Source organism: Acuticoccus kalidii (assembly GCF_021556395.1).
GTDB lineage: Bacteria > Pseudomonadota > Alphaproteobacteria > Rhizobiales > Amorphaceae > Acuticoccus > Acuticoccus kalidii.
Map to the genome: position 1 here is coordinate 232,440 of NZ_JAKGCS010000017.1, position 19,701 is coordinate 252,140.

The following is a 19,701-nucleotide window of genomic DNA, read 5'->3' on the forward strand; positions in this document are numbered from 1 at the left end:
CTCCGACAATTATCGTTGACATCATCGATAATTATTCCGATGACTAATTCGGGGAGTGACGCGATGAGCCAGAACGGCCACGAGGGAGATGTCGTTGCGCCGGAGGCGCAGGGCGCGAATGCGGAGGTGTGCGTGCGCATGCCGCTCTACCGGCTCGCCCACGGCCGCGCGGGCGACAAAGGCAATCGGCAGAATATCAGCGTCATCGCCTACCGGCCGGAGCATTGGCCGACGCTTCTGTCCGAGGTCACGGAAGCGCGCGTGCTCGCCTTGTTTCGCCATCGCAGCGCATCGGCCTGTACCCGCTATGTGCTGCCGAACCTCATGGCCCTCAATTTTGTGATCGACGACGCGCTGGAAGGCGGCGTGAACGCCGCGCTCGCACTCGACGCGCACGGCAAGACGAGTGCCTTCCGGCTGCTCTCGATGGAGATCGACGTGCCGAAGTCCGTCGCGGCGACGGCGCTGCCGGCGGCCCCTCGCGAGCCGTCGGCCAACAAACGAAAACAGGGAGGAATCTAATGCGCAGCATGATCTTAGGGATCGCCGTTGCCGGCCTTGTCGCGGCGCCTTCGCTCGCCCAGGAGCGGATCGCGATCGGCTCCACCTCGGCATCGTCCAGCCACTACGGCTATTTCGTCGCCGTGTCCCAGCTCATCAACCAGAATGTCGACGGCGTGTCGGCCAATGTGGTCGAGACCGGCGCGACGCTCGACAATCTGCGTCGCCTGCAGCGCAACCAGATCGATTTCGGCCTGGTGACGACGAACGTCGCCTATGACGTCTTCAACGGTCGCGGCGACTTCGAGGGCAATGCCTACCAACCGATGACGCTGTGGGTGTACGCCTCATCGCCGCAGAATGTGGTCGTCCGCGAGGACGCGGGCATCGAGTCCTTCGCCGATCTCGCCGGCAAGCGGATCAATCCGGGGATCAGCGGCTCGGCGACCGAATCGACCTCCGAAGCCGTGTTCGGCGCGCTCGGAGTGGAGCCGGAATGGGTTCGCGGGTCGACCGGCGATATCGTCGATCAGATCAAGGACAACCGGACGGCCGGCTACGTCAAAAGCGGCTCCGGCAAGCGGCTCGACGCCTCCAGCATCGACATTGCGACGCTGACGCCGATCTCGCTCATCGGCCTCACCGACGAGCAAGTCGCGACGATCGAAGAGAAGTTCCCCAACCTCTCGGTCGTCTCCGTCGCCGACGGTGAGGCGGGAGACGGCTATCCCGCCTACAAGACATGGGCCTTCGGCGTCGCCGCGCTCGCCCGGCCGGAAATGGACGACGAGCTCGCTTACCAGATCACCAAGGCGGTCATGGAGGACGAGTCGGTCCAGGCGGCGGCCTTCTCCGGCCTCAAGGGCTCCGACATTCCCGAGATGACGATGGAGCTGGCCACCACGCCGCTGCACCCCGGCGCCATGCGCTATTACGAGGAAATCGGCGTCGAGATCCCCGAGCGCCTCATTCCGGCGAACTGAACCGACATCAGACGGCCGGGTCAGCCCGGCCGCTCCCCGGGAGGCTAACGGATGCGCCAGACGCTGCAGCGAGCGGTCGCGCTCGTCACCGGACTGTTCATTCTCTATACGGCGGCCGCAGGGCCGTATGACGCGCTCGTGCAGCGCTCGGTCATGGTGGCGCTGGTCATCACGCTGGGGTTCCTCGCTTACCCGCTGCGCCTCGGCGGGCGGCTGCAACGGCTCGGCCTCGCCATCGACCTCGTGCTCTGGACGGGGGCCGTGATCGCTGCGCTCTACGTCACCGCCAACGCCGAGCGGATCATGACGACGCTGCCGATGGCGGCGCCGGAGGAGATCGCGCTCACCGTCGTCCTCGTGGTGGCCATTCTGGAACTCGCCCGGCGGACCGTCGGCCTCGCCTTCCCGATTCTCGTCGGGATCGGCATTGCCTATGTCTTTCTGGGACACCTCATTCCGGGCCGGCTCGGTCATCGGGGTTACGACGTTCTGTTCGTGACCGAGACGCTCTATCTCACCGATATCGGCCTGTGGGGCTCGCTGACCGGAATCGCGGCGACCATCATCGCAGCGTTCGTCCTGTTCGGTGCGATGCTCTTGCACACCGGCGGCGGCGAGACGTTCATGAACCTCGCCCTTCTCGTCTCCGGCCGTTCCACCGGCGGCGCGGCGAAAATGGCGACGGTCGCCTCGGCCTGCTTCGGCACGGTGAACGGGAGCGCGGTCGCCAACGTTGCCACCACCGGCACGATGACCATTCCGCTGATGAAGCGGATCGGCTATCCCGCGCCCTTCGCCGGCGCGGTGGAGGCGGTGGCCTCGACGGGCGGGCAGATCACGCCGCCGATCCTCGGCGCGGCGGCCTTCATCATGTCCGAGATGATCGGCGTCGAATATCTGAGGATCGCGCTCGCCGCGCTGATCCCGGCGATGCTCTTTTATGTCGGCGTCTTCACCACGATCCATCTCATCGCGCTGCGCAAGAATATCGGCGTCGTGCCGGCCGAGCAGATCCCCTCGGTGCGGGTCGCGCTCGATCCTGTGCGGCTCTTGCCGGTGATCTGCGGTCTGACCGGCCTCATCTGGATGATGGCGTCCGGCCGCTCCGTCGTCTTCGCCGCCGCATTCGGCATCGCCGCGATCGTGTTGCCCTTCGTCATCGGCGATCTCATCGTCAACCGCCAACCTTTGAAGACGGCGAAGTCCCTTCTCGACGGGCTCGTGGAGGCCGGCAACGGCATCGTCATCATCGCGTTGATGCTGGCGGGCGCGCAGATCCTCGTCGCGCTCATCAACCTCACCGGCGTCGGCGTCACGCTGTCGTCGCTCACGGTTGCCATCGGCGGGGAAAGCCTCGTTCTGATCGGGCTGATCGTCGCCGTCGCCTGCCTCATTCTCGGCATGGGCATCCCCACGACGGCGGCCTACGTGCTGGTTGCCGCGGTGATGGCGCCGGCGCTGATCACGGTGGGCGTGGAACCGCTCGTCGCCCACATGTTCGTCTTCTACTACGCAACGATTTCGGTGATCACGCCGCCGGTGTGCATCGCGGTCTTCGTCGCGGCCTCGATCGCCCGGACGGACTGGTGGCCGACCGCGCTCAACGCGGTGCGCCTCGCGGCCGTCACCTACGTCGTGCCGTTCATGTTCTTGTCGTATCCGGGAATGCTGTGGTCGGGCTCGTCGCTCGATATCGTGGAGGCGGTGATTTCGGGCGGGGCGCTGGTGCTCGCGACGTCACTGTTCCTGTCCGGCACGCAGATCGCGGGAGGCCGGCTCGTTCCGGCGCTTCTCTATCTGCCGGCCGCGGCCCTCGCCATCGTCCCGTCGGAAATCGCGCTCGTCGCCAGCATCGCCCTCATCGTCACCGGGATCGTGATCGGCCGCCCGTTCCGCCACAGGGAAACGCCGCCTGGCTGGACCGCGAGCGAACTCGAACGGTCCGGCTGAGCGACGATGGCGGGAAAGGCGTTAGCGCGCGCTGGCCTGGGACGCGATCCGAAACAGGAGATCCTGCGTCACCGGGATCGACAGATGCGGCATCGTCCGCGTCGAGAAGGTGGCGTCGGCGATCGCAGCCGAGGCGGCGCGCAGTCGCTCCGGTGACCAGCGATCGAGGATCCGCGCCGCCGCGTCCTTCCGCGCACCGAAAAAGGGTGGACGCACATTCTCCACCGCCCGGCCCGGTGACTGACCGTTCGCGACGGCAGCGGCGGCGAGCTCCAGCGTGTGGCTCATTCGCTGTGCCGCCATCAGGAGTTGCACGGCGGCCGAATCCTGCTTCAACAGGCGCGTGAGGAGCCTGTCGAGGCGTTCCCGCTGGCCGAGAAATGCCGCGTCCACCGCATCGCCGATCTGGCTGACCGCGACGTCGCCCACCACGGCATCGACGTCGGCGACGGTGAGACGCCCCTCGTCCACCGCGTGAAGACAGGCCTTCAGAACCTCGTTGCGGGAGGCCGCGCGGTCGGCGCCGAGCCGTTCGATCAGCGTCGCCCGCGCGTCGAAATCGACGGTGATGCCGAGGCGCTGGGCCTCCTCGTCGACCATGCGCTCGAGGTCGCGCTCGCCGTCCACCGGGCAATAAATAGCGACGGCGGACCTGTGGTCCTCGACCTCCTTGCGCAGCCCGGTGCCGCGTCGGAGATCGCCGGCCTCGACGACGACGACGGAGTCCGTCGGCGGATGGGCGAGAAGCGGCGAGACCGCCGGGGAGAGATTGCGGCTCGCCCCGTCGCGGACGAGGATCAGCCGGCGGTCGCCGAAGAGGGACACGGTGTTCGCCTCGTCCATCAGCCGGGCGGGGTCGGCGGTGACGTTCGCGGCATCGAGCTTAACCACCGCGAAGGGATCGTCGCCATCCTTTTGGAAGAGCGCGGTGATCGTTTCCGTCACCTCGGTGACGAGCCCGCGATCGGGCCCGAACACCAGGATGACCGGCGGCAATTTCGCGGCCTCGTCGAGACGCCGCGCGACATCGGACGCCTTGAGCGCCGTCACGATTCCGAGCGCTTGGCCGCGAAATAGGCGGCGATGCGGGCGGAGATCTGTTCGGCCGCGGTCTTCGCCGCGCGGGCCGAGGCGTCGCGCTCGGCGCGGACATTGGCGAAGCGCTGCGAGGAGAAGTCGTAAGAGGCCGTGACCGTGCTGGAGCCGGTCAGCAGCGTCTTCTCGGTGGCGATCTCGGACAGGATGAACGTCGTGTCGAGGGTGAAGAGGACGGCCGCCGGCAAGTCCTCTTCGAGCTGCACCGCAAGCGGGTCGGTCGCGTTATTGGCGATGATGCGCAGGCGGAAGCGTTCCTCGTCCGCCGGCCCGCCATCGCCGCGGAACAGGAAGAGGAGCTCGTTGCGCAGAACCTGCTCGGTATAATCCCGCGGCGGGTCGACCACGATCGCCCGCAGATCCGGGACGGGCGACAAGGGGCCGCCCGAGGCCGCATCGAGATAGAGCGGACGCACCTGGCAGCCCGCGACGACGAGCCCCAGCAGCGTCGCCGCGAGGAGGCTACGCCACCACATTGACGATCCGGTGCGGCACGACGATGATCCGCCGAGGCGGGCCATCGAGGAAACGCTGAACGTCCTCAAGCGCCAATACCGCACGCTCGATATCCTCCTTGGCCGCATCTTTCGGCACGGTGATCTCCGCCCGCTTCTTGCCGTTCACCTGGACCGGAAGCGTCACCGCGTCCTCCACGAGTAGGCTCTCGTCCACCTTGGGCCAAGAGGCCGCGGCCGCAAAGCCCTCGTTGCCGATCGCCGTCCAGCATTCCTCCGCGAGGTGCGGCATCATCGGCGCGAAGCACCGGATCATCGCGTCGACGCTTTCGCGGATCGCGGCGCCCGGCGTCGCGGGATCGGCGAGCGCCTTCTGAAGGACGTTCGCCCACTCGTAAAGACGCGCGACGGCGCGGTTGAAGCCGAGGCCCTCGATGTCGCTTTCGATCGCACGGATCGAGGCGTGGGTCGCCTTGCGCAGCGCGAGCCCGTCGCCGGTACCCGGATCCTCCATCCGCCCGATCGCGTCGCCGATGAGGCGCCAGACGCGCTGCACGAAGCGGTGCGCGGAGTCGACGCCGCCGTCGGTCCACTCGATATCGCGTTCGGGCGGCGTGTCGGAGAGCATGAACCAGCGGGCCGTATCGGCGCCGTAGCTCGAAATGATCTCATCGGGATCGACGACGTTCTTCTTTGACTTCGACATCGATTCCACCGCGCCGACGGTGATCGGCTCACCGGTCTTCGCGTGAACCGCGGCGCCGTTATCGAGGACGACTTCCTCCGGGAAGACCCAGTTGCCGGCGGCGTCTTTGTAGGTCTCGTGCGTGACCATGCCTTGGGTGAAGAGACCGGCGAACGGCTCGGGCCGGTCGCCATAACCCGCCTTGGCGACCGCGCGCATGAAGAAACGCGAATAGAGAAGGTGCAGGATCGCGTGCTCGACGCCGCCGATATATTGGTCGACCGGCAGCCAGCTTTCCATCACGTCCGGCACGATTGGCATGTCCGTCGCGTCGGGCGCGGTGAAGCGGGCGAAATACCAGGACGAGTCGACGAAGGTGTCCATCGTGTCGGTCTCGCGCCGGGCGGGGCCGTCACAGGTCGGACAGGTCACCTTCGTGAAGGTCGGGTGGCGGTCGAGCGGGTTGCCCGGCACGTCGAAGGTCACATCGTCGGGCAGCGTGACGGGAAGCTGATCCTCCGGCACCGGGACGATGCCGCACGCCTCGCAGTGGATCACGGGGATCGGACAGCCCCAATAACGCTGCCGGGAGATGCCCCAATCGCGCAGGCGATAGTTCACCTTGCGCTCGCCCTGCGGCTGGTTGCCCAGCATCCGCGCCTCGAGCCGGCTCGCGATCGCGTCCTTCGCATCGGGAATCGTCATCCCGTTGAGGAAGTGCGAATTGATGAGAACGCCGTCGCCGGTATAGGCCTCGACACCGACATCGAACGTGTCGTCCGCGTCGTTCGGCCGGACCACGGTGATGACGGGCAGGTCGTATTTCAGCGCGAAGTCGAGGTCGCGCTGGTCGTGCGCCGGGCAGCCGAAGATGGCGCCCGTGCCGTATTCCATCAGGATGAAGTTGGCGACATAGACCGGCATCACCTCGCCCTCGAGGAACGGGTGGGCGACGCGAAGGCCGGTGTCGATGCCCTTCTTCTCCGCGCTCTCGATCGCGACCGCGCTCGTGCCCATGCGCTGGGTCTCTTCGATGAATGCGGCGACGTCGGGCCGCGCGGCGGCGACGGCCTGCGCCAGCGGATGACCGGCGGCGACGGCGACGAAGCTCGCCCCGAAGATCGTGTCGGGTCGGGTGGTGAAGACCTCGATCTCGTTCGAGCCGTCCGGCCCGGTCGACTTCATCTCGAAGCGCATTCGCAGGCCCTCGGACCGGCCGATCCAGTTGCGCTGCATCAGGCGCACCTTGTCGGGCCAGCGGTCGAGGCCGTCGATCGCATCGAGAAGATCATCGGCATAGTCGGTGATCTTGAAGAACCACTGAGACAGCTCGCGCTGCTCGACTTGCGCGCCGGAGCGCCAGCCGCGACCGTCGATCACCTGCTCGTTGGCGAGGACGGTCTGGTCGACGGGGTCCCAGTTCACCTTGCTGGTTTTGCGGGCGACGAGACCTTCTTTCAGGAACGCCAGAAAAAGGCGCTGCTGCTGATGGTAATAATCGACATCGCAGGTGGCGAATTCGCGCGACCAGTCGAGGGAGAGCCCCATCGACTTGAGTTGCTTCTTCATCGACGCGATGTTGGCGTAGGTCCACTCGCGCGGATGGATGTTGTTCTGCATCGCGGCGTTTTCGGCCGGCATGCCGAAGGCGTCCCACCCCATCGGGTGCAGCACGTTGTAACCCTTGGCGCGACGATAACGCGCGACGACATCGCCCATCGTGTAATTTCGGACATGCCCCATGTGGATGCGCCCGGAGGGATACGGGAACATCTCGAGGACATAATATTTCGGCCTGGGGTCGTCGTTGTGAGTGCGGAACAGATCCGCCTCGTCCCAGGCCGCGCGCCACTTGGCTTCGATGGTGGGCGCGTTGTAACGCTCTGACGTACTCATGAATTGGACCGGCGATGCAGATTGACGCCGGACCATGGGCAAGAGATCGCCGGGGGTCAACACTCATGACAGCCATCGACGTCGCAAACGGGGTCGCCGAGCGTCTCGACGCGGTTCGCCGCTCGATCGACAAGGCCACCGCCGATGCGGGCCGCACCGATCACGTGACGCTCGTCGCCGTGACGAAGACATTCGAGGCGGAACATATCCGCCCCGCCCTCGTGGCCGGCCAGCGCGTCGTCGGCGAGAATCGGGTGCAGGAGGCGAAGGCCAAATGGCCCGCGCTGCGCGAGGCGTTCGACGATATCGAGCTGCACCTTCTGGGGCCGCTCCAGTCGAACAAGGCGAAGGAGGCCGTCGCCCTCTTCGACGTCATCCAGAGCGTCGACCGCGAGAAGATCGCGACCGCCATCGCCAAGGCGGCCGACGATGCCGGGCGGATGCCGCGCTGCATGGTCCAGGTCAATATCGGCCGCGAGCCGCAAAAGGCCGGCATCGAACCGGAGGAGACGCTCGCCTTCGTGGAACGGTGCAAGGCGCTCGGCCTTCCCGTCGAGGCGCTGATGGCGATCCCGCCGGTCGACGAGCCGCCCGGGCCGCACTTCGACGCGCTCGCCGCCCTCGCCGCCGATTGCGGGCTGAAGACCTCGATGGGAATGTCGGGCGATTACGAGGAGGCGATCGCCCACGGTGCGAACTTCGTCCGTGTCGGCTCGGCGATCTTCGGATCGCGCCCGCCGATCGCCGGCTGATGGCCGCCGGTGCGGTGCGCCGGCCTCAGAAAGTGTACCAGAAGCCGAGCTTTCCGCCGAACTCCTGCAAGGCATTGCGGCCATAGACGGTCGCAAGCCCGGTCACTTCGACCTGAAGCCGCTCCGTCACCTGGCGGACGACGCTGCCCGAGACCTTGTGGAACTGCACGTCGCTGCCGCCGACCTCGAAGGTTGAGAAGGTCTGCGCCAGCACCATCCAACGCGGTGTCAGCAGCCGGCCGACCGTGAGGTCGATATTCACCTCGTCCGCATCGTCGCTCCGAAAGGCGACGCGGTAGCCGGCCTGGATGTCGGCGAAGGTGTGTTTGCCGAGCACCTTGCCGCCGACGCCGACCAACGCCCGCGCATCGAGTGCCGGCCCGTCCGCCGGGGCGCTCGTCCCATCTGCGTCGAAGCCGCCGGAGACGATCTTGACCTCGGTGGAAAAGACCCAGCTCGGCGCCTTGTGAAGCCGTAGACGTGCCCCGCCCGCAACGCCGCCGAACGACGTCGACACGGGGGCGATCAGCGTCGGCGAAAGCTCGGTCTCGACGCTCTCCTGCCGCAGCTCGCCGATCGCGATCGCGGTGAGCCACGGCCGGACGCCATACTCGAACCGGCCAGTCAACTCAAACTTGCGGTACTCCGGCACGCTGACGAGCTTGCCATCCTCGTCGAACCCGTTTTCGCCATAGGTGAAGGAGCTTGCGACGAAGGTCTTCGTTTCACCGCGCTCCAGCGTCCAAGCCCCTGATAATGCGAGGGATGGCCAGACAATGGCGATGACGGCGAATGCGAAGCGAACCATGATGCAGCCCCCCAGCCGGAACGAAGGGTTCTCCTTCGCCTCAGGTCAACGTATCAATCTATAATTGAATTGATAGGTGTTGACCATCCGCATCTTTGTCGCCTCGGCGCCGCGGGTGGAGGCGCAGATCCGGGTAGCGCTGCCGCTGCATGTGTCGTATAGGAGCCGTCGCTGCCTCGAGCGCTCCGTTCGAGGTTTCCGGAACGCGCGGGCGTGGCGGAATTGGTAGACGCAGCGGACTCAAAATCCGCCGCCGCAAGGCTTGTCGGTTCGAGTCCGACCGCCCGCACCACCTTTGTGGCGCATCCGCGCTTCGCGCTGCTTGAGCGCAGGGTTCACCGGTTCGAACTTTACCCGCCCCTCGGACGATCCCCTAACGTGACGCCGACATCAGCGCGAAGGTCCGCCGAGTCATCGATGGGACCATCAGCCAGAGCGTCACCCCGCGGGCCGCGAGGAAGAGGTTCAGCGCGAACCAGAGCCCGTGATTGCTGAGGATCGGCGTCAGCACATAGCTCGCGAGGAAGAACAGCGCGCTCGCGCAAATCATCATGTTGCGCATCGCCCGTGTCCATGTGGCGCCGATGAAGAGGCCGTCCATCGCATAAGCGAGCGCCCCGGTGAGCGGCGTGATCACCGCCCACGGGAGATAGGTGAACGCCGCCTCGCGGACCTCGGGCGCGGTCGTCGAGATGTGGACGAACGCGCTGCCGCCGACGAGCGCGATCGCCGCGAGCCCCAAGGCGATGACATAGGCCGCCGTCACCGTGATGCGCACCGTCTCGGCGAAGGCCGGGCGATAGCGCGCGCCGATCGCCCGCCCGCCGAGCTGCTCGGCCGCCGTCGCCACGCCGTCGAGCATGTAACCGCCGAGAAGGAGGATATTGAGGAGCACGGCATTGGCCGCGAGCGTCACGTCGCCGAAGCGCGCGCCGACGGCGGTGAAGGCGCTGATCGTCGAGATGAGGAGCACCGAGCGGATCAGAATGTCGGTGTTCACCGCGACCATGCGCAAGAAGCCGATGCGCTCGAAGATCGCCGCGAGCGGGGGGCGCGGGGCGTCCGCGAGGCTCCGCGCGACGACGACCGCGCCGACCGCGAGCGTCACCAGCTCGGCGAGCACCGAGGCGGCGGCGACACCCTCGACGCCCCAGCCGAGCCCGAGCACCAGCACCATCGACCCGACGATGTTGCTGACGCCGAGAACGATCTGCAGCATCAGCCCGGTGCGCGCCCGCGCGAGGCCGAGAAGCCAGCCGAGGATCGCATAGTTCATCAGCATGAAGGGAAGCCCCCACACGCGGATCGCGACATAGGCCTCGATAGCCTCGGTGACGGCGACGCTCGGCCCCATGAGCATGGTGAAGAGGATCGTCGCCGGCGTCTGGATGAGGATGATCAGGACCCCCGCGCCGACCGCCATCACGAAGGCGCGCCACAGCGCCAGCGCCTCGGCCTCGCGGTCCTCCGCGCCCATCGCCTGGGCGACGAGGCCGGTGGTGCCGCTGCGCAGGAAGTTGAGCGAGGTGCCGATAAAGTCGATGAGGAGCGCGCCCATCGCCACCCCGCCGATCAGGGCGGCGCTGCCGAGCTGTCCGATCACGGCCGTGTCGACGATGCCGATCAAGGGGGTCGAGATGTGCGCGATCGTCATCGGGATGGCGATGCGCAGCACCATGGCGAGCGTGACCGTGAACGGCCTGACATGCGGCGAGGACATGGGGAACCTGAAAGACTGGAACTCTTTCAGTTAGAGGCGGCGCGCCAGAAGGTCCACCACCGGAGCCGACGGGGCGGCGGGGCCGCCATCCCGCGGCTGTCCAATGGAAGGGGTGGCGAAGGGCCGGGCGGGCACCCTATCTTCACGAGGCGCCGGGCTGGTCTGGCGCCGGTCATGGAGTGACGGTGCTACCGATCGTCCACAATCCGCATTATCACGCGCCGCTGCCGCCGAACCATCGCTTCCCGATGGGCAAGTTTCCGGCGGTCGCCGAGCTTCTCGTCACGCTCGGCTTCGGCCCGTTTTACACCCCGGAGCCGGCGCCGGCCGACTGGATCGCGCTCGCGCACGACCGCACCTATGTCGACCAGGTCTTCGCCGCCGACGTGCCGGCGAAGATCGCCCGCGAGATCGGCTTTCCGATGACCGACCGGGTGGCGCTACGCTCGCGCACCGCCTGTGCCGGGACGACGCTCACCGCGCGCCTCGCCTTGGAGCACGGCATCGCCTGCAACACGGCGGGCGGCAGCCACCATGCACGGCACGAGCAGGGTGCCGGCTTCTGCGTCTTCAACGACGTCGCCGTCGCGATCCGCGTCCTGCAGGCCGAAGGGATGATCGAGCGCGCCCTCGTCTTCGATTGCGACGTGCATCAGGGTGACGGCACGGCCTGGATCTTCGCGGGCGATCCGTCGGTCACCACGGTGTCGATCCATGCCGCGTCGAATTATCCGGTGCGCAAGGCCGCCTCGACAATCGACATCGCCCTGCCGGACGGGACCGAGGACGCCCCCTATCTCGACCGGCTCGACGAGGCGCTCGAAGCCGCGCTGGCCGATCCCGTCGACATCGTCTTCTACAATGCCGGCGTCGATCCGCACCGGGACGACCGTCTCGGCCGCCTCGCTTTGTCCGATCTCGGCATTGCCGAGCGCGACAAGCGCGTCGTCGAGGCTGTGCGCCGCAAGGGCGTGCCGCTCGCCGGGGTTCTTGGGGGCGGCTACATGTCGGATGTTGACAAGTTGGCGCGCCGGCACGCGATTCTCCACCTCATCGCGCGCGACAGCTTGAGCGGCGCGTGACTGAGTTGCACATCTGTTCTAGTATACGCCAATCGTGATTCGGGATGAGTTGATGGCAGAGGCCGCGCGCCAGACGGTTGCCAACGTGTCGATTTCCCAGCGGGCAGCGGCGGCCTCACGGCCCGTCCCCGCCTATTTGGACCGCTTGAACCCAGAGCAGCGCCGCGCCGTCGAGGCGACGGACGGGCCCGTTTTGGTGCTCGCCGGCGCCGGCACGGGCAAAACGCGGGTGCTGACCACGCGGATCGCCCACATCCTCCATCTCGGCAAGGCGCGCCCGTCGGAAATCCTCGCGGTCACCTTCACCAACAAGGCCGCGCGCGAGATGAAAGAGCGCATCGCCGCGGTGATCGGCGGTTCGGCCGAAGGGATGCCCTGGCTCGGCACCTTCCACGCGATCGGCACGCGCATTCTGCGCCGCCATGCCGAGCTCGTGGACCTCAACCCCAACTTCACGATCCTCGACACGGACGACCAGATCCGTCTCGCCAAGCAGATCCTTCAGGCCGCCAATCTCGATGAGAAGCGTTGGCCGGCCCGGCAGATGCTCGGCATGATCGACGCCTGGAAGAACCGCGGTCTGACGCCCGAGGAGGTGCCGAAGGGCGAGGGGCATTATTTCGCCAACGGCCGCGGGATCGAGCTTTATTTCGACTATCGCCAGCGCCTCAAATCGCTGAATGCGGCCGATTTCGGCGACCTCCTCCTCGAGCCGATCCGCCTGTTCCGCCAGAATCCCGACATCCTGGAGAATTACCAGCGCCGCTTCCGCTACATGCTGGTCGACGAGTATCAGGACACCAACGTCGCCCAATATCTGTGGCTGCGGCTTCTCGCCCAGGGCAACCGCAATCTGTGCGTGGTGGGTGACGACGACCAGTCGATCTATGGCTGGCGCGGTGCCGAGGTCGACAATATCCTCCGCTTCGAGACCGACTTTCCGGGCGCGACGGTGGTCCGCCTCGAGCGGAATTATCGCTCGACGAGCCATATCCTCGCCGCCGCCTCCCATCTCATCGGCCACAATGAAGGCCGCCTCGGCAAAACCCTCTTCACCGAGACAGACGATCCCGACGAGCACCGGGTGACGGTCGCCTCGGCCTGGGATTCGGAGGAAGAGGCGCGTGCGATCAACGAGGAGGTCGAAAGCCTCCAACGCGCCGGCGTCTCGCTCGACGAGCAGGCCATTCTCGTGCGGACGACGGCGCAGATGCGCGCCTTCGAGGACCGTTTCGTCACCACCGGCACGTCCTATCGCGTGGTCGGCGGACCGCGCTTTTACGAGCGCAAGGAGATCCGCGACGCGCTCGCTTATTTCCGCTGCGTCGTGCAGTCGAGCTACGACCTCGCCTTCGAGCGGATCGTCAACGTTCCGGCGCGCGGTCTCGGCCAGGTCGCGGTGCGGACGATCGGCGAGGCCGCGAGGGCGCGCGAGATCCCGATGATCGCCGCCGCGGGCGAGCTTCTCGCGACCGACGAGATCAAGGGAAAGGGGCGCACCGCGCTCAAGACCCTGCTCGGCGCGTTCGACCGCTGGCGCGATCAGCTCGACCGCATGGGTCACACCGAGCTCGCCGAGATCATCCTCGAGGAATCCGGCTACACCGACATGCTGAAGGCGGACCGCTCGGCCGACGCGCCGGGCCGGCTCGAGAACCTCAAGGAGCTGATCCGCTCCATGGAGGATTTCGATAGCCTTCCCGCCTTCCTGGAACATGTCTCGCTGGTGACCGATGCGCAGGGCGAGGCGACGGCCGAGGCCGTCACGCTGATGACCCTGCACGCCGCGAAGGGCCTCGAATACGACGTCGTGTTCCTGCCGGGCTGGGAGGAGGGTCTCTTCCCGTCGGTCCGCGCGATGGACGAAAACGGCCAGGCCGGGCTCGAGGAGGAGCGCCGCCTCGCTTATGTCGGCCTCACCCGCGCGCGGCGCCGCGCCTTCGTGTGGTTCGCGCTCAACCGGCGCATTCACGGCATGTGGCAATCCTCCGCCCCGTCGCGCTTCATCGACGAGCTGCCGGAGGCGAACGTCATGGTGCGCGAGGATGTCGGCTATGGTGGCATCGGCGGCTATGGGGCGAGCCGCTTCGACAAGGTCGAGGCGTTCTCCTCCACCTATCACACGCCGGGCTGGGAGCGCGCCCAACGCCGCCGCGAGAATACCGGCGTCGCCAAGCGTCGCCAGACCGGCGGCGTGCGCACCATCGAAGGCGAGCTCGTCGCGAAGTCGGTGACGGACGCGCCGGCCCGCTTCAAGGTCGGCGACCGTGTCTTCCATCAGAAGTTCGGCAATGGCGACGTCTCGGGGGTCGAGGGCAACAAGCTCACCGTCGATTTCGACAGGGCCGGCCGCAAGCGCGTGCTCGATACCTTCGTCGCGCCGGTCTAGAGCGCGAGCGCCGTTTCGTCCTTCGCGGTGCGGATGACCAGCATGGTGTAGAACCGCGCGACGTTGGTGCGGTCGCGAAACACGCGTTCGCAAAACGCGTCGAACTCGTCCATGTCGGCGAGGCGCAGGATGAGCACCACGTCCGTCTCGCCGGTGACGGCATAGGCTTGGGCGACGGCCGGCTCGGCCTTCGCGAGATCCAGAAAATGCCGCATCTCCTGCTCGCCATGAGACTTCAGCTCGACCGAGACGATCGCCTTGAGGCCCTTGCCGACCTTCGCCGGATCGAGGATCGCCACCACCTTCGCGATCACGCCAGACGCAAAAAGCCGCCGCACACGTCGCAAACAGGTCGACGGTGAAAGACCCACGAGATCGGCGAGCGCCGCGTTGGTCCGTGACGCGTCGCGCTGCAGAAGGTTCAATAATTTCCGGTCGATACGGTCCATCAGGTCTCCAGTCGGGCGCCGCGAATGCAATATTATTGCATGAAAGTGGCGATTTTGACCACAATTGCGGACCCGCCCGCGCTATCCCTGGTGCGAACCATCGAACCCGATGCGCGACCGCCGGCGCGGCCGCCTTCGTCTACCCCGCCAGAAAGGCCCGGTCGTGAGCGCCACCCATCCCGTCCTCCGCATCGTCCGCGACGTGCTTGCCATCTACTGGGAGCTGGTGCGCATCATCATTCCGATCGCCGTGCTGGCGCGCGCCCTCACCGAAGTGGGGGCGATCGAGGCGGTTGCCCCCTATCTGTCCGGGCTCATGGGCACGTTCGGCTTGCCGCCGGAGCTCGCCATCGCATGGCTCACCGGCCTTCTGGTGGGCATCTGGGCGGGCGTCACGGTGGTGTTCACCGTGTTGCCGCCGGGGGCGCTGACCGAGGCGGATATGACAGTGTTCGCCGCGCTCATCCTCTTCGCCCACGCGCTGCCGGTTGAACAGCGCATCATCCAGAAGGCCGGCCCCGGCATCATCGCCACCACCGCCATCCGTCTGGTGGGCGGGATGCTCTTCGCCCTGATCCTCCACCGGATCTTCGTGGCGACGGGTTGGCTCGCCACGCCGATCGAGCCGATATGGCTGCCGGACGGGGAGCCTGCGGGCTGGTTCGCCTTCGTCGTCGGTCTCGGCCAGACCCTGTTGTCGATGTTCGTGATCCTGTTCGCCCTCACCTTTGCCATCGAGGGGCTGAAGCATGTCGGGGCGATGGCCTATGTCGACCGGGCGCTCTCCCCGCTGTTCCGCCTGATCGGCATCGGCCGGGAGGCGGCGAGCTTCACCACCATCGGCATGTTGCTGGGCGTCGCCTTCGGCGGCGGCCTCCTGATCCGGGAGGCGCGGCGGGGCAATATCCCACCGCGTCAGATCTTCCTGTCCTGCGTCTTCATGGGGCTGGCGCACGGGATCATCGAGGACACCATCGTGGTGGTGGCCGCGGGGGCGGATCTCGTCAGCGTCCTCTTCGGGCGTATCGTCTTTGCCGGGGTGGCGACGGCGCTGATCGGCCTGTCCCTCGCGGCCACCTCTGACGCGACGTTCTACCGCCGCCTGTTCCGCGTCCGCCCCAGCGCCGGCGAGGCCAATTCGTGAGGCTGGACCCGCGCGCCGCCGCGTGATGGCGGGTTCGGCGCGGGGCCGGATGGCGGTTCAGGAGTCCTCCCGCTCGGCGCGGGTGAGCGGGAGGATCAGCGGGCGGCCGTCGACCGGACTCGGAACGACCATCGCCTTCACCGCGAAGACCTCTTCGATCAGCGCCGGCGTCACGATCGCGTCGGGCGGACCCGCGGTGACGACGGCTCCATCCTTCAAGACGATCAGATGCGCGGCATAGCGGGCCGCCTGGTTGATGTCGTGGATCGCCGCGACCACCGTGGTCCCTTCCTCGCGCACGAGAGCGCCGGCGAGTTCCAGGATGTCGAGCTGGTGGGGAAGGTCCAGGTAGGTTGTCGGCTCGTCGAGGAGGAGGATGCCGGTCTCTTGCGCCAGCACCATCGCCACAAACGCGCGCTGCCGCTGCCCGCCGGATAGCGTGTCGAGTGGGCGATCGGCGAGCGCCTCGAGCTTCGTCAGGCGCAGGGCACGGGCGCAGGCGGCTTCGTCTGCGCGGTTCCAGCGTCCGAAGAGGCTGCGGTGCGGATAGCGTCCCTCCTGGACCAACTCCGACACCGTCATGCCCTCCGGCGCGCTGGCGCCCTGGAAGAGGATGCCGACCCGCCGCGCCGCCTCCCGCGGTCCGATCGTCGCGAGCGCCCGGCCGTCGAGCAGGATCTGGCCCGAGGACAGGGATTGCAGTCGGGCAAGGGCCCGCAACAGGGTGGACTTTCCAGAACCGTTCGGACCGATCAGAGCGGTGAACGCGCCACGCGGCACGTTGAGGTCGAGGCCGTCGATCACGGCCCGGTCCCGGTAGCCGATGGAGGCCCCGCGTGCGCTGAGCGCCGGATCAGACGGCATCGCGGCGTCTCCACAGCAAGAGGGCGAAGAATGGGGCGCCGATGAGCGTCGTCACGATTCCCGCCGGGAGATTCGCCGGCGAGAGCGCAAGGCGCCCGACGAGATCGGCGGCAAGGACCAGCGCCGCGCCTGAGAGCGCGGCCAGCGGCAAGACATGGCGGCTGCGTCGGCCGCCGATGCGCCGTGCAAGGTGCGGCGCGATGAGGCCGACGAAGCCGATGAGCCCCGCCGCGGCCACCGCCGCCGCCGAGATCAACGCCATCGCCAGGATCATCGCGGCGCTGGTCGGTTCGACCCGCTGACCGAGCGCTCGCGCCGCGTCCGCTCCGAGCGTGAGGACGTCGAGTTCCCGCGCGGCGAGAAGGACGCCGACGACCGGGAGCACGAGCCACACGGCGAGGACGCGCACCGTCTCCCAATCGGCGCGGTAGAGGCTGCCGGCGAGCCACACTTGCGCCTGCTGGACCGTCGTGACGTCGCCGAATGCGGAGATGAAGCCGACCCCCGCGCCCGCAAGCGCATTGAGGCCGAGGCCGACGAGGATGATCCTCAAAGACGACGTGCCGTCATTCCAGGCGAGCGCGTAGATGGCGGCGGCGGTGATCAGAGCGCCCGCGAAGGCGGCCAGCGGCAGGAGCCGGGCAGGCGGGCTTTCGATCTCGACGATCACGATCAGGGCGGCCAGCGCCGCGCCGCCATTGATGCCGAGTATGCCGGGCTCGGCCAGCGGGTTGCGCATGACGGCCTGCGCGATCGCTCCGCCGGTCCCGAGCGCGGCCCCCACCAGAACGGCGAGAATGGCGCGCGGCAACCGCACCTCTTCGACGATGAACGAAGCGACGGGATCGCCCTCGCCCAGGAGGACGCGTGCGATCTCGGCGATGGCGATGGGTTCGTCACCGATGGCGACGCTGGCTCCGAAAAGGGCGGCGATCGATGCGGCGAGGACGACGAACGCCATCATAGCGGGCGGCGCGCGGTGCGAGAGCGCGCCAAATGAATGAAGAAGGGCGCGCCGATCAGCGCCATCGCGATGCCGACGGGGACGTCCCGGTCCGGCAACACGGCGCGCAGAAGGGCATCGCAGAACACCACGACGAAGGCACCGCCGAGCGCCGAGGCCGGGATGATCCATCGATAATCTGTTCCGACGATCAGCCGGGCCGCATGGGGAACGAAGAGGCCGACAAAGCCGATCGGCCCCGTGAGAGCGACCGCACCCCCCGCGAGCAACACGACGATCGCCGCGGCCGCGAGACGCCAGACGGCGAGATTCTGTCCGAGCTGCGCCGCGATCTCCGGGCCGAGGCTGAGCGTCGCGATCTGTCCGCGAAGGAGCAGCGCGCCGGCCAGCCCGACAAGGCCATAGGGCGCGATCGCCATGATGGTGGCGAGTGAGCGCCCCTCGACGGATCCAATCGACCAGACCCGCACCACATCGAGACTCGCCGTGTCGAAGATCAGGATCGCGGTGGTGAGCGAGCCGACAAAGGCCGAGAGGATCGCCCCGGCGAGCGCGAGCTTCAGCGGCGTCGCCCCACCCCGCCCCGCCGATCCGACGGCATAGACGACGATCGCGGCGGCTGCGGCGCCTGCGAACGCGCACCAGACATAGACCCCCGCCGCGCCTCCATCGACGACGCTCAGCGCCACGACGATCGCCAGCGCCGCGCCCGCATTGATCCCGAGAATGCCGGGCGATGCGAGCGGATTGTTGGTCACGGCCTGCATGATCGCGCCGGCGACCGCGAACGCACTGCCCGCGATCAGTCCGGCCAGCAATCGCGGAAAGCGGACGGTCGCGGCGATCAAATGCTCACGCGAGCCGTCAAAGTCGATGATCGCCGCGACGATCGTCTGAAGTGGGAGGGCGATGGTGCCGACGGTCAGCGACCATGCCGCGCTGACGCAGAGCGCCACAGCGAGGCCGAGGAGCACCAGACGGCGCGAAGCGAGCGTCGACACTAGCCGTCGATCAGGATGCGTTCGATGTCGTTCAACACCCGATGCGCCGACGCGACACCGGAGAACTCCATCCACGTCCCCACGTCGACGCGGTGGACATTGCCGGACCGAACCGCAGGGAGCATTTGCCAAAGCGGATTGGCGAGCACCTCTTCGTGACGCCCGGACGTCGCCGAATCGTTGGCCCCTCCCACGATATAGAGAAGCACGTCTCCCGTGAGCTGGCCGAGCTCCTCCCAATCGGGCCGCTTGACGGTCTCACCGCCCTCGGACGTCTCCCACGGCGGGCGCTCCACCCCGACATCGGCGAGGATCGCGAACGGCGCATAGGCGGCGGGAGCGTCGAGATAGACCTGGAAATCCCACGGCGTGATCCGCACCGAGGAGACCGTCACATCCTTCGGCATCCGCTCGGCGATACCGGCGGCGCGCGCTTCATATTCGGCGAGAAGCGCGGCCGCCGCCGCCTCGCGGCCGGTCGCCTCGGCGAGCTTCGTCTCGTAAGCTTTCCAGTCCTCCAGGGTGACGAGGACGGTCGGCGCGATGCGTGACAAGATCCGATAGGCCGTCTCGCCCAGCATGCCCGACCCGAGAATGAGATCGGGCTGCAGCGCGACGATCGTTTCGATGCTCGGCTCGGTGAATGCGCCGAGATCCGTGACGCCCGCTTCGATCGCCTTCGCCTTCAGCGCGGCGTCGCTCATGCCGAAAAGGGGCGCGCCGACGACCGGCAGGCCGAGTTCGAGCGCCATGCCGAGACTGTATGTCGGATCGAGGACGACGATGCGCTCGGGGCTCGTCGGAACGCACACGGGCGCGGCGATGACGCCGGGACCGTCGACGGTCCGCCCGTCGCACGCGGCGGCAGCACCACCGAAGACGAGCGCCGGAAGGATGCAGAGGACACGCAGGAGCGGGGCGAGGACGGGATCAATGCGCACGTCTATGTCTCACGATGAAGGG

At 67.3% G+C, this 19,701-nt stretch carries 17 protein-coding genes and 1 tRNA gene; 8 read left to right on the forward strand and 10 right to left on the reverse strand.

Features of this window, described 5'->3' with window-relative positions:
- The first annotated feature begins 63 nt into the window (after nucleotides 1-63).
- The 3 genes from L1787_RS11230 to L1787_RS11240 are packed head-to-tail and all read left to right on the forward strand — an operon-like array spanning nucleotide 64 to nucleotide 3,434.
- Nucleotides 64-522, forward strand: coding sequence for an AtuA-related protein (locus L1787_RS11230; RefSeq protein WP_369415088.1), 459 nt, complete (start codon nucleotides 64-66; stop codon nucleotides 520-522).
- The gene (locus tag L1787_RS11235) at nucleotides 522-1,484 is read left to right on the forward strand and encodes a TAXI family TRAP transporter solute-binding subunit (RefSeq protein WP_235708921.1); all 963 of its coding nucleotides are present in this window, start codon (nucleotides 522-524) and stop codon (nucleotides 1,482-1,484) included. The genes L1787_RS11230 and L1787_RS11235 overlap by 1 nt, the downstream gene beginning before the upstream one ends.
- A 51-nt stretch (nucleotides 1,485-1,535) precedes the next feature.
- On the forward strand, nucleotides 1,536-3,434 hold the full coding sequence (locus L1787_RS11240) for a TRAP transporter permease (protein ID WP_235708922.1): 1,899 nt from the start codon (nucleotides 1,536-1,538) through the stop codon (nucleotides 3,432-3,434).
- Between the two features lie 21 nt (nucleotides 3,435-3,455).
- Here L1787_RS11240 and holA read toward each other — a convergent pair whose 3' ends face one another.
- The 3 genes from holA to leuS are packed head-to-tail and all read right to left on the reverse strand — an operon-like array spanning nucleotide 3,456 to nucleotide 7,565.
- Entirely contained in the window at nucleotides 3,456-4,484 is a 1,029-nt protein-coding gene (gene holA, locus L1787_RS11245) for a DNA polymerase III subunit delta (protein ID WP_235708923.1), read from the reverse strand.
- A complete protein-coding gene (locus tag L1787_RS11250) occupies nucleotides 4,481-5,005 on the reverse strand; it encodes a hypothetical protein (RefSeq protein ID WP_235708924.1) in 525 nt (174 codons plus the stop codon). Before L1787_RS11250 ends, holA begins: the two co-directional genes overlap by 4 nt.
- A complete protein-coding gene (gene leuS, locus L1787_RS11255; RefSeq protein ID WP_235708925.1) occupies nucleotides 4,992-7,565 on the reverse strand; it encodes a leucine--tRNA ligase in 2,574 nt (857 codons plus the stop codon). The genes L1787_RS11250 and leuS overlap by 14 nt, the downstream gene beginning before the upstream one ends.
- 65 nt (nucleotides 7,566-7,630) lie before the next feature.
- Here leuS and L1787_RS11260 point away from each other — a divergent pair, with 65 nt between their 5' ends.
- Entirely contained in the window at nucleotides 7,631-8,317 is a 687-nt protein-coding gene (locus L1787_RS11260) for a YggS family pyridoxal phosphate-dependent enzyme (protein ID WP_235708926.1), read from the forward strand.
- 25 nt (nucleotides 8,318-8,342) lie between these two features.
- On the opposite strand, the gene L1787_RS11265 is transcribed toward L1787_RS11260, so the two are convergent.
- Complete coding sequence (locus L1787_RS11265; RefSeq protein WP_235708927.1) at nucleotides 8,343-9,125, reverse strand: hypothetical protein; 783 nt, start codon at nucleotides 9,123-9,125, stop codon at nucleotides 8,343-8,345.
- A gap of 207 nt (nucleotides 9,126-9,332) precedes the next feature.
- On the opposite strand from L1787_RS11265, the gene L1787_RS11270 reads away from it, so the two are divergent.
- Nucleotides 9,333-9,417, forward strand: a tRNA-Leu gene (locus L1787_RS11270).
- 81 nt (nucleotides 9,418-9,498) lie between these two features.
- On the opposite strand, the gene L1787_RS11275 is transcribed toward L1787_RS11270, so the two are convergent.
- Nucleotides 9,499-10,845: an MATE family efflux transporter gene (locus tag L1787_RS11275; protein ID WP_235708929.1), complete on the reverse strand. Its 1,347-nt coding sequence runs from the start codon at nucleotides 10,843-10,845 to the stop codon at nucleotides 9,499-9,501.
- A gap of 185 nt (nucleotides 10,846-11,030) precedes the next feature.
- On the opposite strand from L1787_RS11275, the gene L1787_RS11280 reads away from it, so the two are divergent.
- Together L1787_RS11280 and L1787_RS11285 are read left to right on the forward strand one after the other, a co-directional pair.
- Nucleotides 11,031-11,927, forward strand: a complete 897-nt coding sequence (locus L1787_RS11280) for a histone deacetylase family protein (RefSeq protein ID WP_235708930.1) — start codon at nucleotides 11,031-11,033, stop codon at nucleotides 11,925-11,927.
- Nucleotides 11,928-11,979: 52 nt separating this feature from the next.
- Nucleotides 11,980-14,316 (forward strand): ATP-dependent helicase, encoded by a 2,337-nt coding sequence (locus L1787_RS11285; RefSeq protein WP_235708932.1) that lies wholly within the window; start codon nucleotides 11,980-11,982, stop codon nucleotides 14,314-14,316.
- Here L1787_RS11285 and L1787_RS11290 read toward each other — a convergent pair.
- The gene (locus L1787_RS11290) at nucleotides 14,313-14,765 is read right to left on the reverse strand and encodes an Lrp/AsnC family transcriptional regulator (RefSeq protein WP_235708933.1); all 453 of its coding nucleotides are present in this window, start codon (nucleotides 14,763-14,765) and stop codon (nucleotides 14,313-14,315) included. The genes L1787_RS11285 and L1787_RS11290 overlap by 4 nt on opposite strands.
- Nucleotides 14,766-14,928: 163 nt before the next feature.
- Between L1787_RS11290 and L1787_RS11295 the strand changes: the two genes are divergently transcribed.
- On the forward strand, nucleotides 14,929-15,909 hold the full coding sequence (locus L1787_RS11295; RefSeq protein WP_235708934.1) for a nucleoside recognition domain-containing protein: 981 nt from the start codon (nucleotides 14,929-14,931) through the stop codon (nucleotides 15,907-15,909).
- Nucleotides 15,910-15,966: 57 nt separating this feature from the next.
- Here the strand turns inward: L1787_RS11295 and L1787_RS11300 are convergent, their stop codons facing one another.
- Genes L1787_RS11300 through L1787_RS11315 form a run of 4 tightly spaced genes read right to left on the reverse strand, consistent with a single transcriptional unit; the run spans nucleotide 15,967 to nucleotide 19,679 of the window.
- Nucleotides 15,967-16,773, reverse strand: a complete 807-nt coding sequence (locus L1787_RS11300; protein WP_235708935.1) for an ABC transporter ATP-binding protein — start codon at nucleotides 16,771-16,773, stop codon at nucleotides 15,967-15,969.
- On the reverse strand, nucleotides 16,763-17,737 hold the full coding sequence (locus L1787_RS11305) for a FecCD family ABC transporter permease (protein WP_235708936.1): 975 nt from the start codon (nucleotides 17,735-17,737) through the stop codon (nucleotides 16,763-16,765). The genes L1787_RS11300 and L1787_RS11305 overlap by 11 nt, the downstream gene beginning before the upstream one ends.
- Entirely contained in the window at nucleotides 17,734-18,738 is a 1,005-nt protein-coding gene (locus L1787_RS11310; protein ID WP_235708937.1) for a FecCD family ABC transporter permease, read from the reverse strand. The genes L1787_RS11305 and L1787_RS11310 overlap by 4 nt, the downstream gene beginning before the upstream one ends.
- On the reverse strand, nucleotides 18,738-19,679 hold the full coding sequence (locus L1787_RS11315) for an ABC transporter substrate-binding protein (protein WP_439648277.1): 942 nt from the start codon (nucleotides 19,677-19,679) through the stop codon (nucleotides 18,738-18,740). The genes L1787_RS11310 and L1787_RS11315 overlap by 1 nt, the downstream gene beginning before the upstream one ends.
- Nucleotides 19,680-19,701: the final 22 nt, after the last annotated feature.

Excerpts from the sequence above, each read along its gene's own strand:
- L1787_RS11230 (WP_369415088.1), top strand. The coding sequence starts at position 64 with ATGAGCCAGAACGGCCACGAGGGAGATGTCGTTGCGCCGGAGGCGCAG.
- L1787_RS11235 (WP_235708921.1), top strand. The coding sequence starts at position 522 with ATGCGCAGCATGATCTTAGGGATCGCCGTTGCCGGCCTTGTCGCGGCG.
- L1787_RS11240 (WP_235708922.1), top strand. The coding sequence starts at position 1,536 with ATGCGCCAGACGCTGCAGCGAGCGGTCGCGCTCGTCACCGGACTGTTC.
- L1787_RS11250 (WP_235708924.1), bottom strand. The coding sequence starts at position 5,005 with ATGTGGTGGCGTAGCCTCCTCGCGGCGACGCTGCTGGGGCTCGTCGTC.
- leuS (WP_235708925.1), bottom strand. The coding sequence starts at position 7,565 with ATGAGTACGTCAGAGCGTTACAACGCGCCCACCATCGAAGCCAAGTGG.
- L1787_RS11260 (WP_235708926.1), top strand. The coding sequence starts at position 7,631 with ATGACAGCCATCGACGTCGCAAACGGGGTCGCCGAGCGTCTCGACGCG.
- L1787_RS11265 (WP_235708927.1), bottom strand. The coding sequence starts at position 9,125 with ATGGTTCGCTTCGCATTCGCCGTCATCGCCATTGTCTGGCCATCCCTC.
- L1787_RS11275 (WP_235708929.1), bottom strand. The coding sequence starts at position 10,845 with ATGTCCTCGCCGCATGTCAGGCCGTTCACGGTCACGCTCGCCATGGTG.
- L1787_RS11285 (WP_235708932.1), top strand. The coding sequence starts at position 11,980 with ATGGCAGAGGCCGCGCGCCAGACGGTTGCCAACGTGTCGATTTCCCAG.
- L1787_RS11290 (WP_235708933.1), bottom strand. The coding sequence starts at position 14,765 with ATGGACCGTATCGACCGGAAATTATTGAACCTTCTGCAGCGCGACGCG.
- L1787_RS11300 (WP_235708935.1), bottom strand. The coding sequence starts at position 16,773 with ATGCCGTCTGATCCGGCGCTCAGCGCACGCGGGGCCTCCATCGGCTAC.
- L1787_RS11305 (WP_235708936.1), bottom strand. The coding sequence starts at position 17,737 with ATGATGGCGTTCGTCGTCCTCGCCGCATCGATCGCCGCCCTTTTCGGA.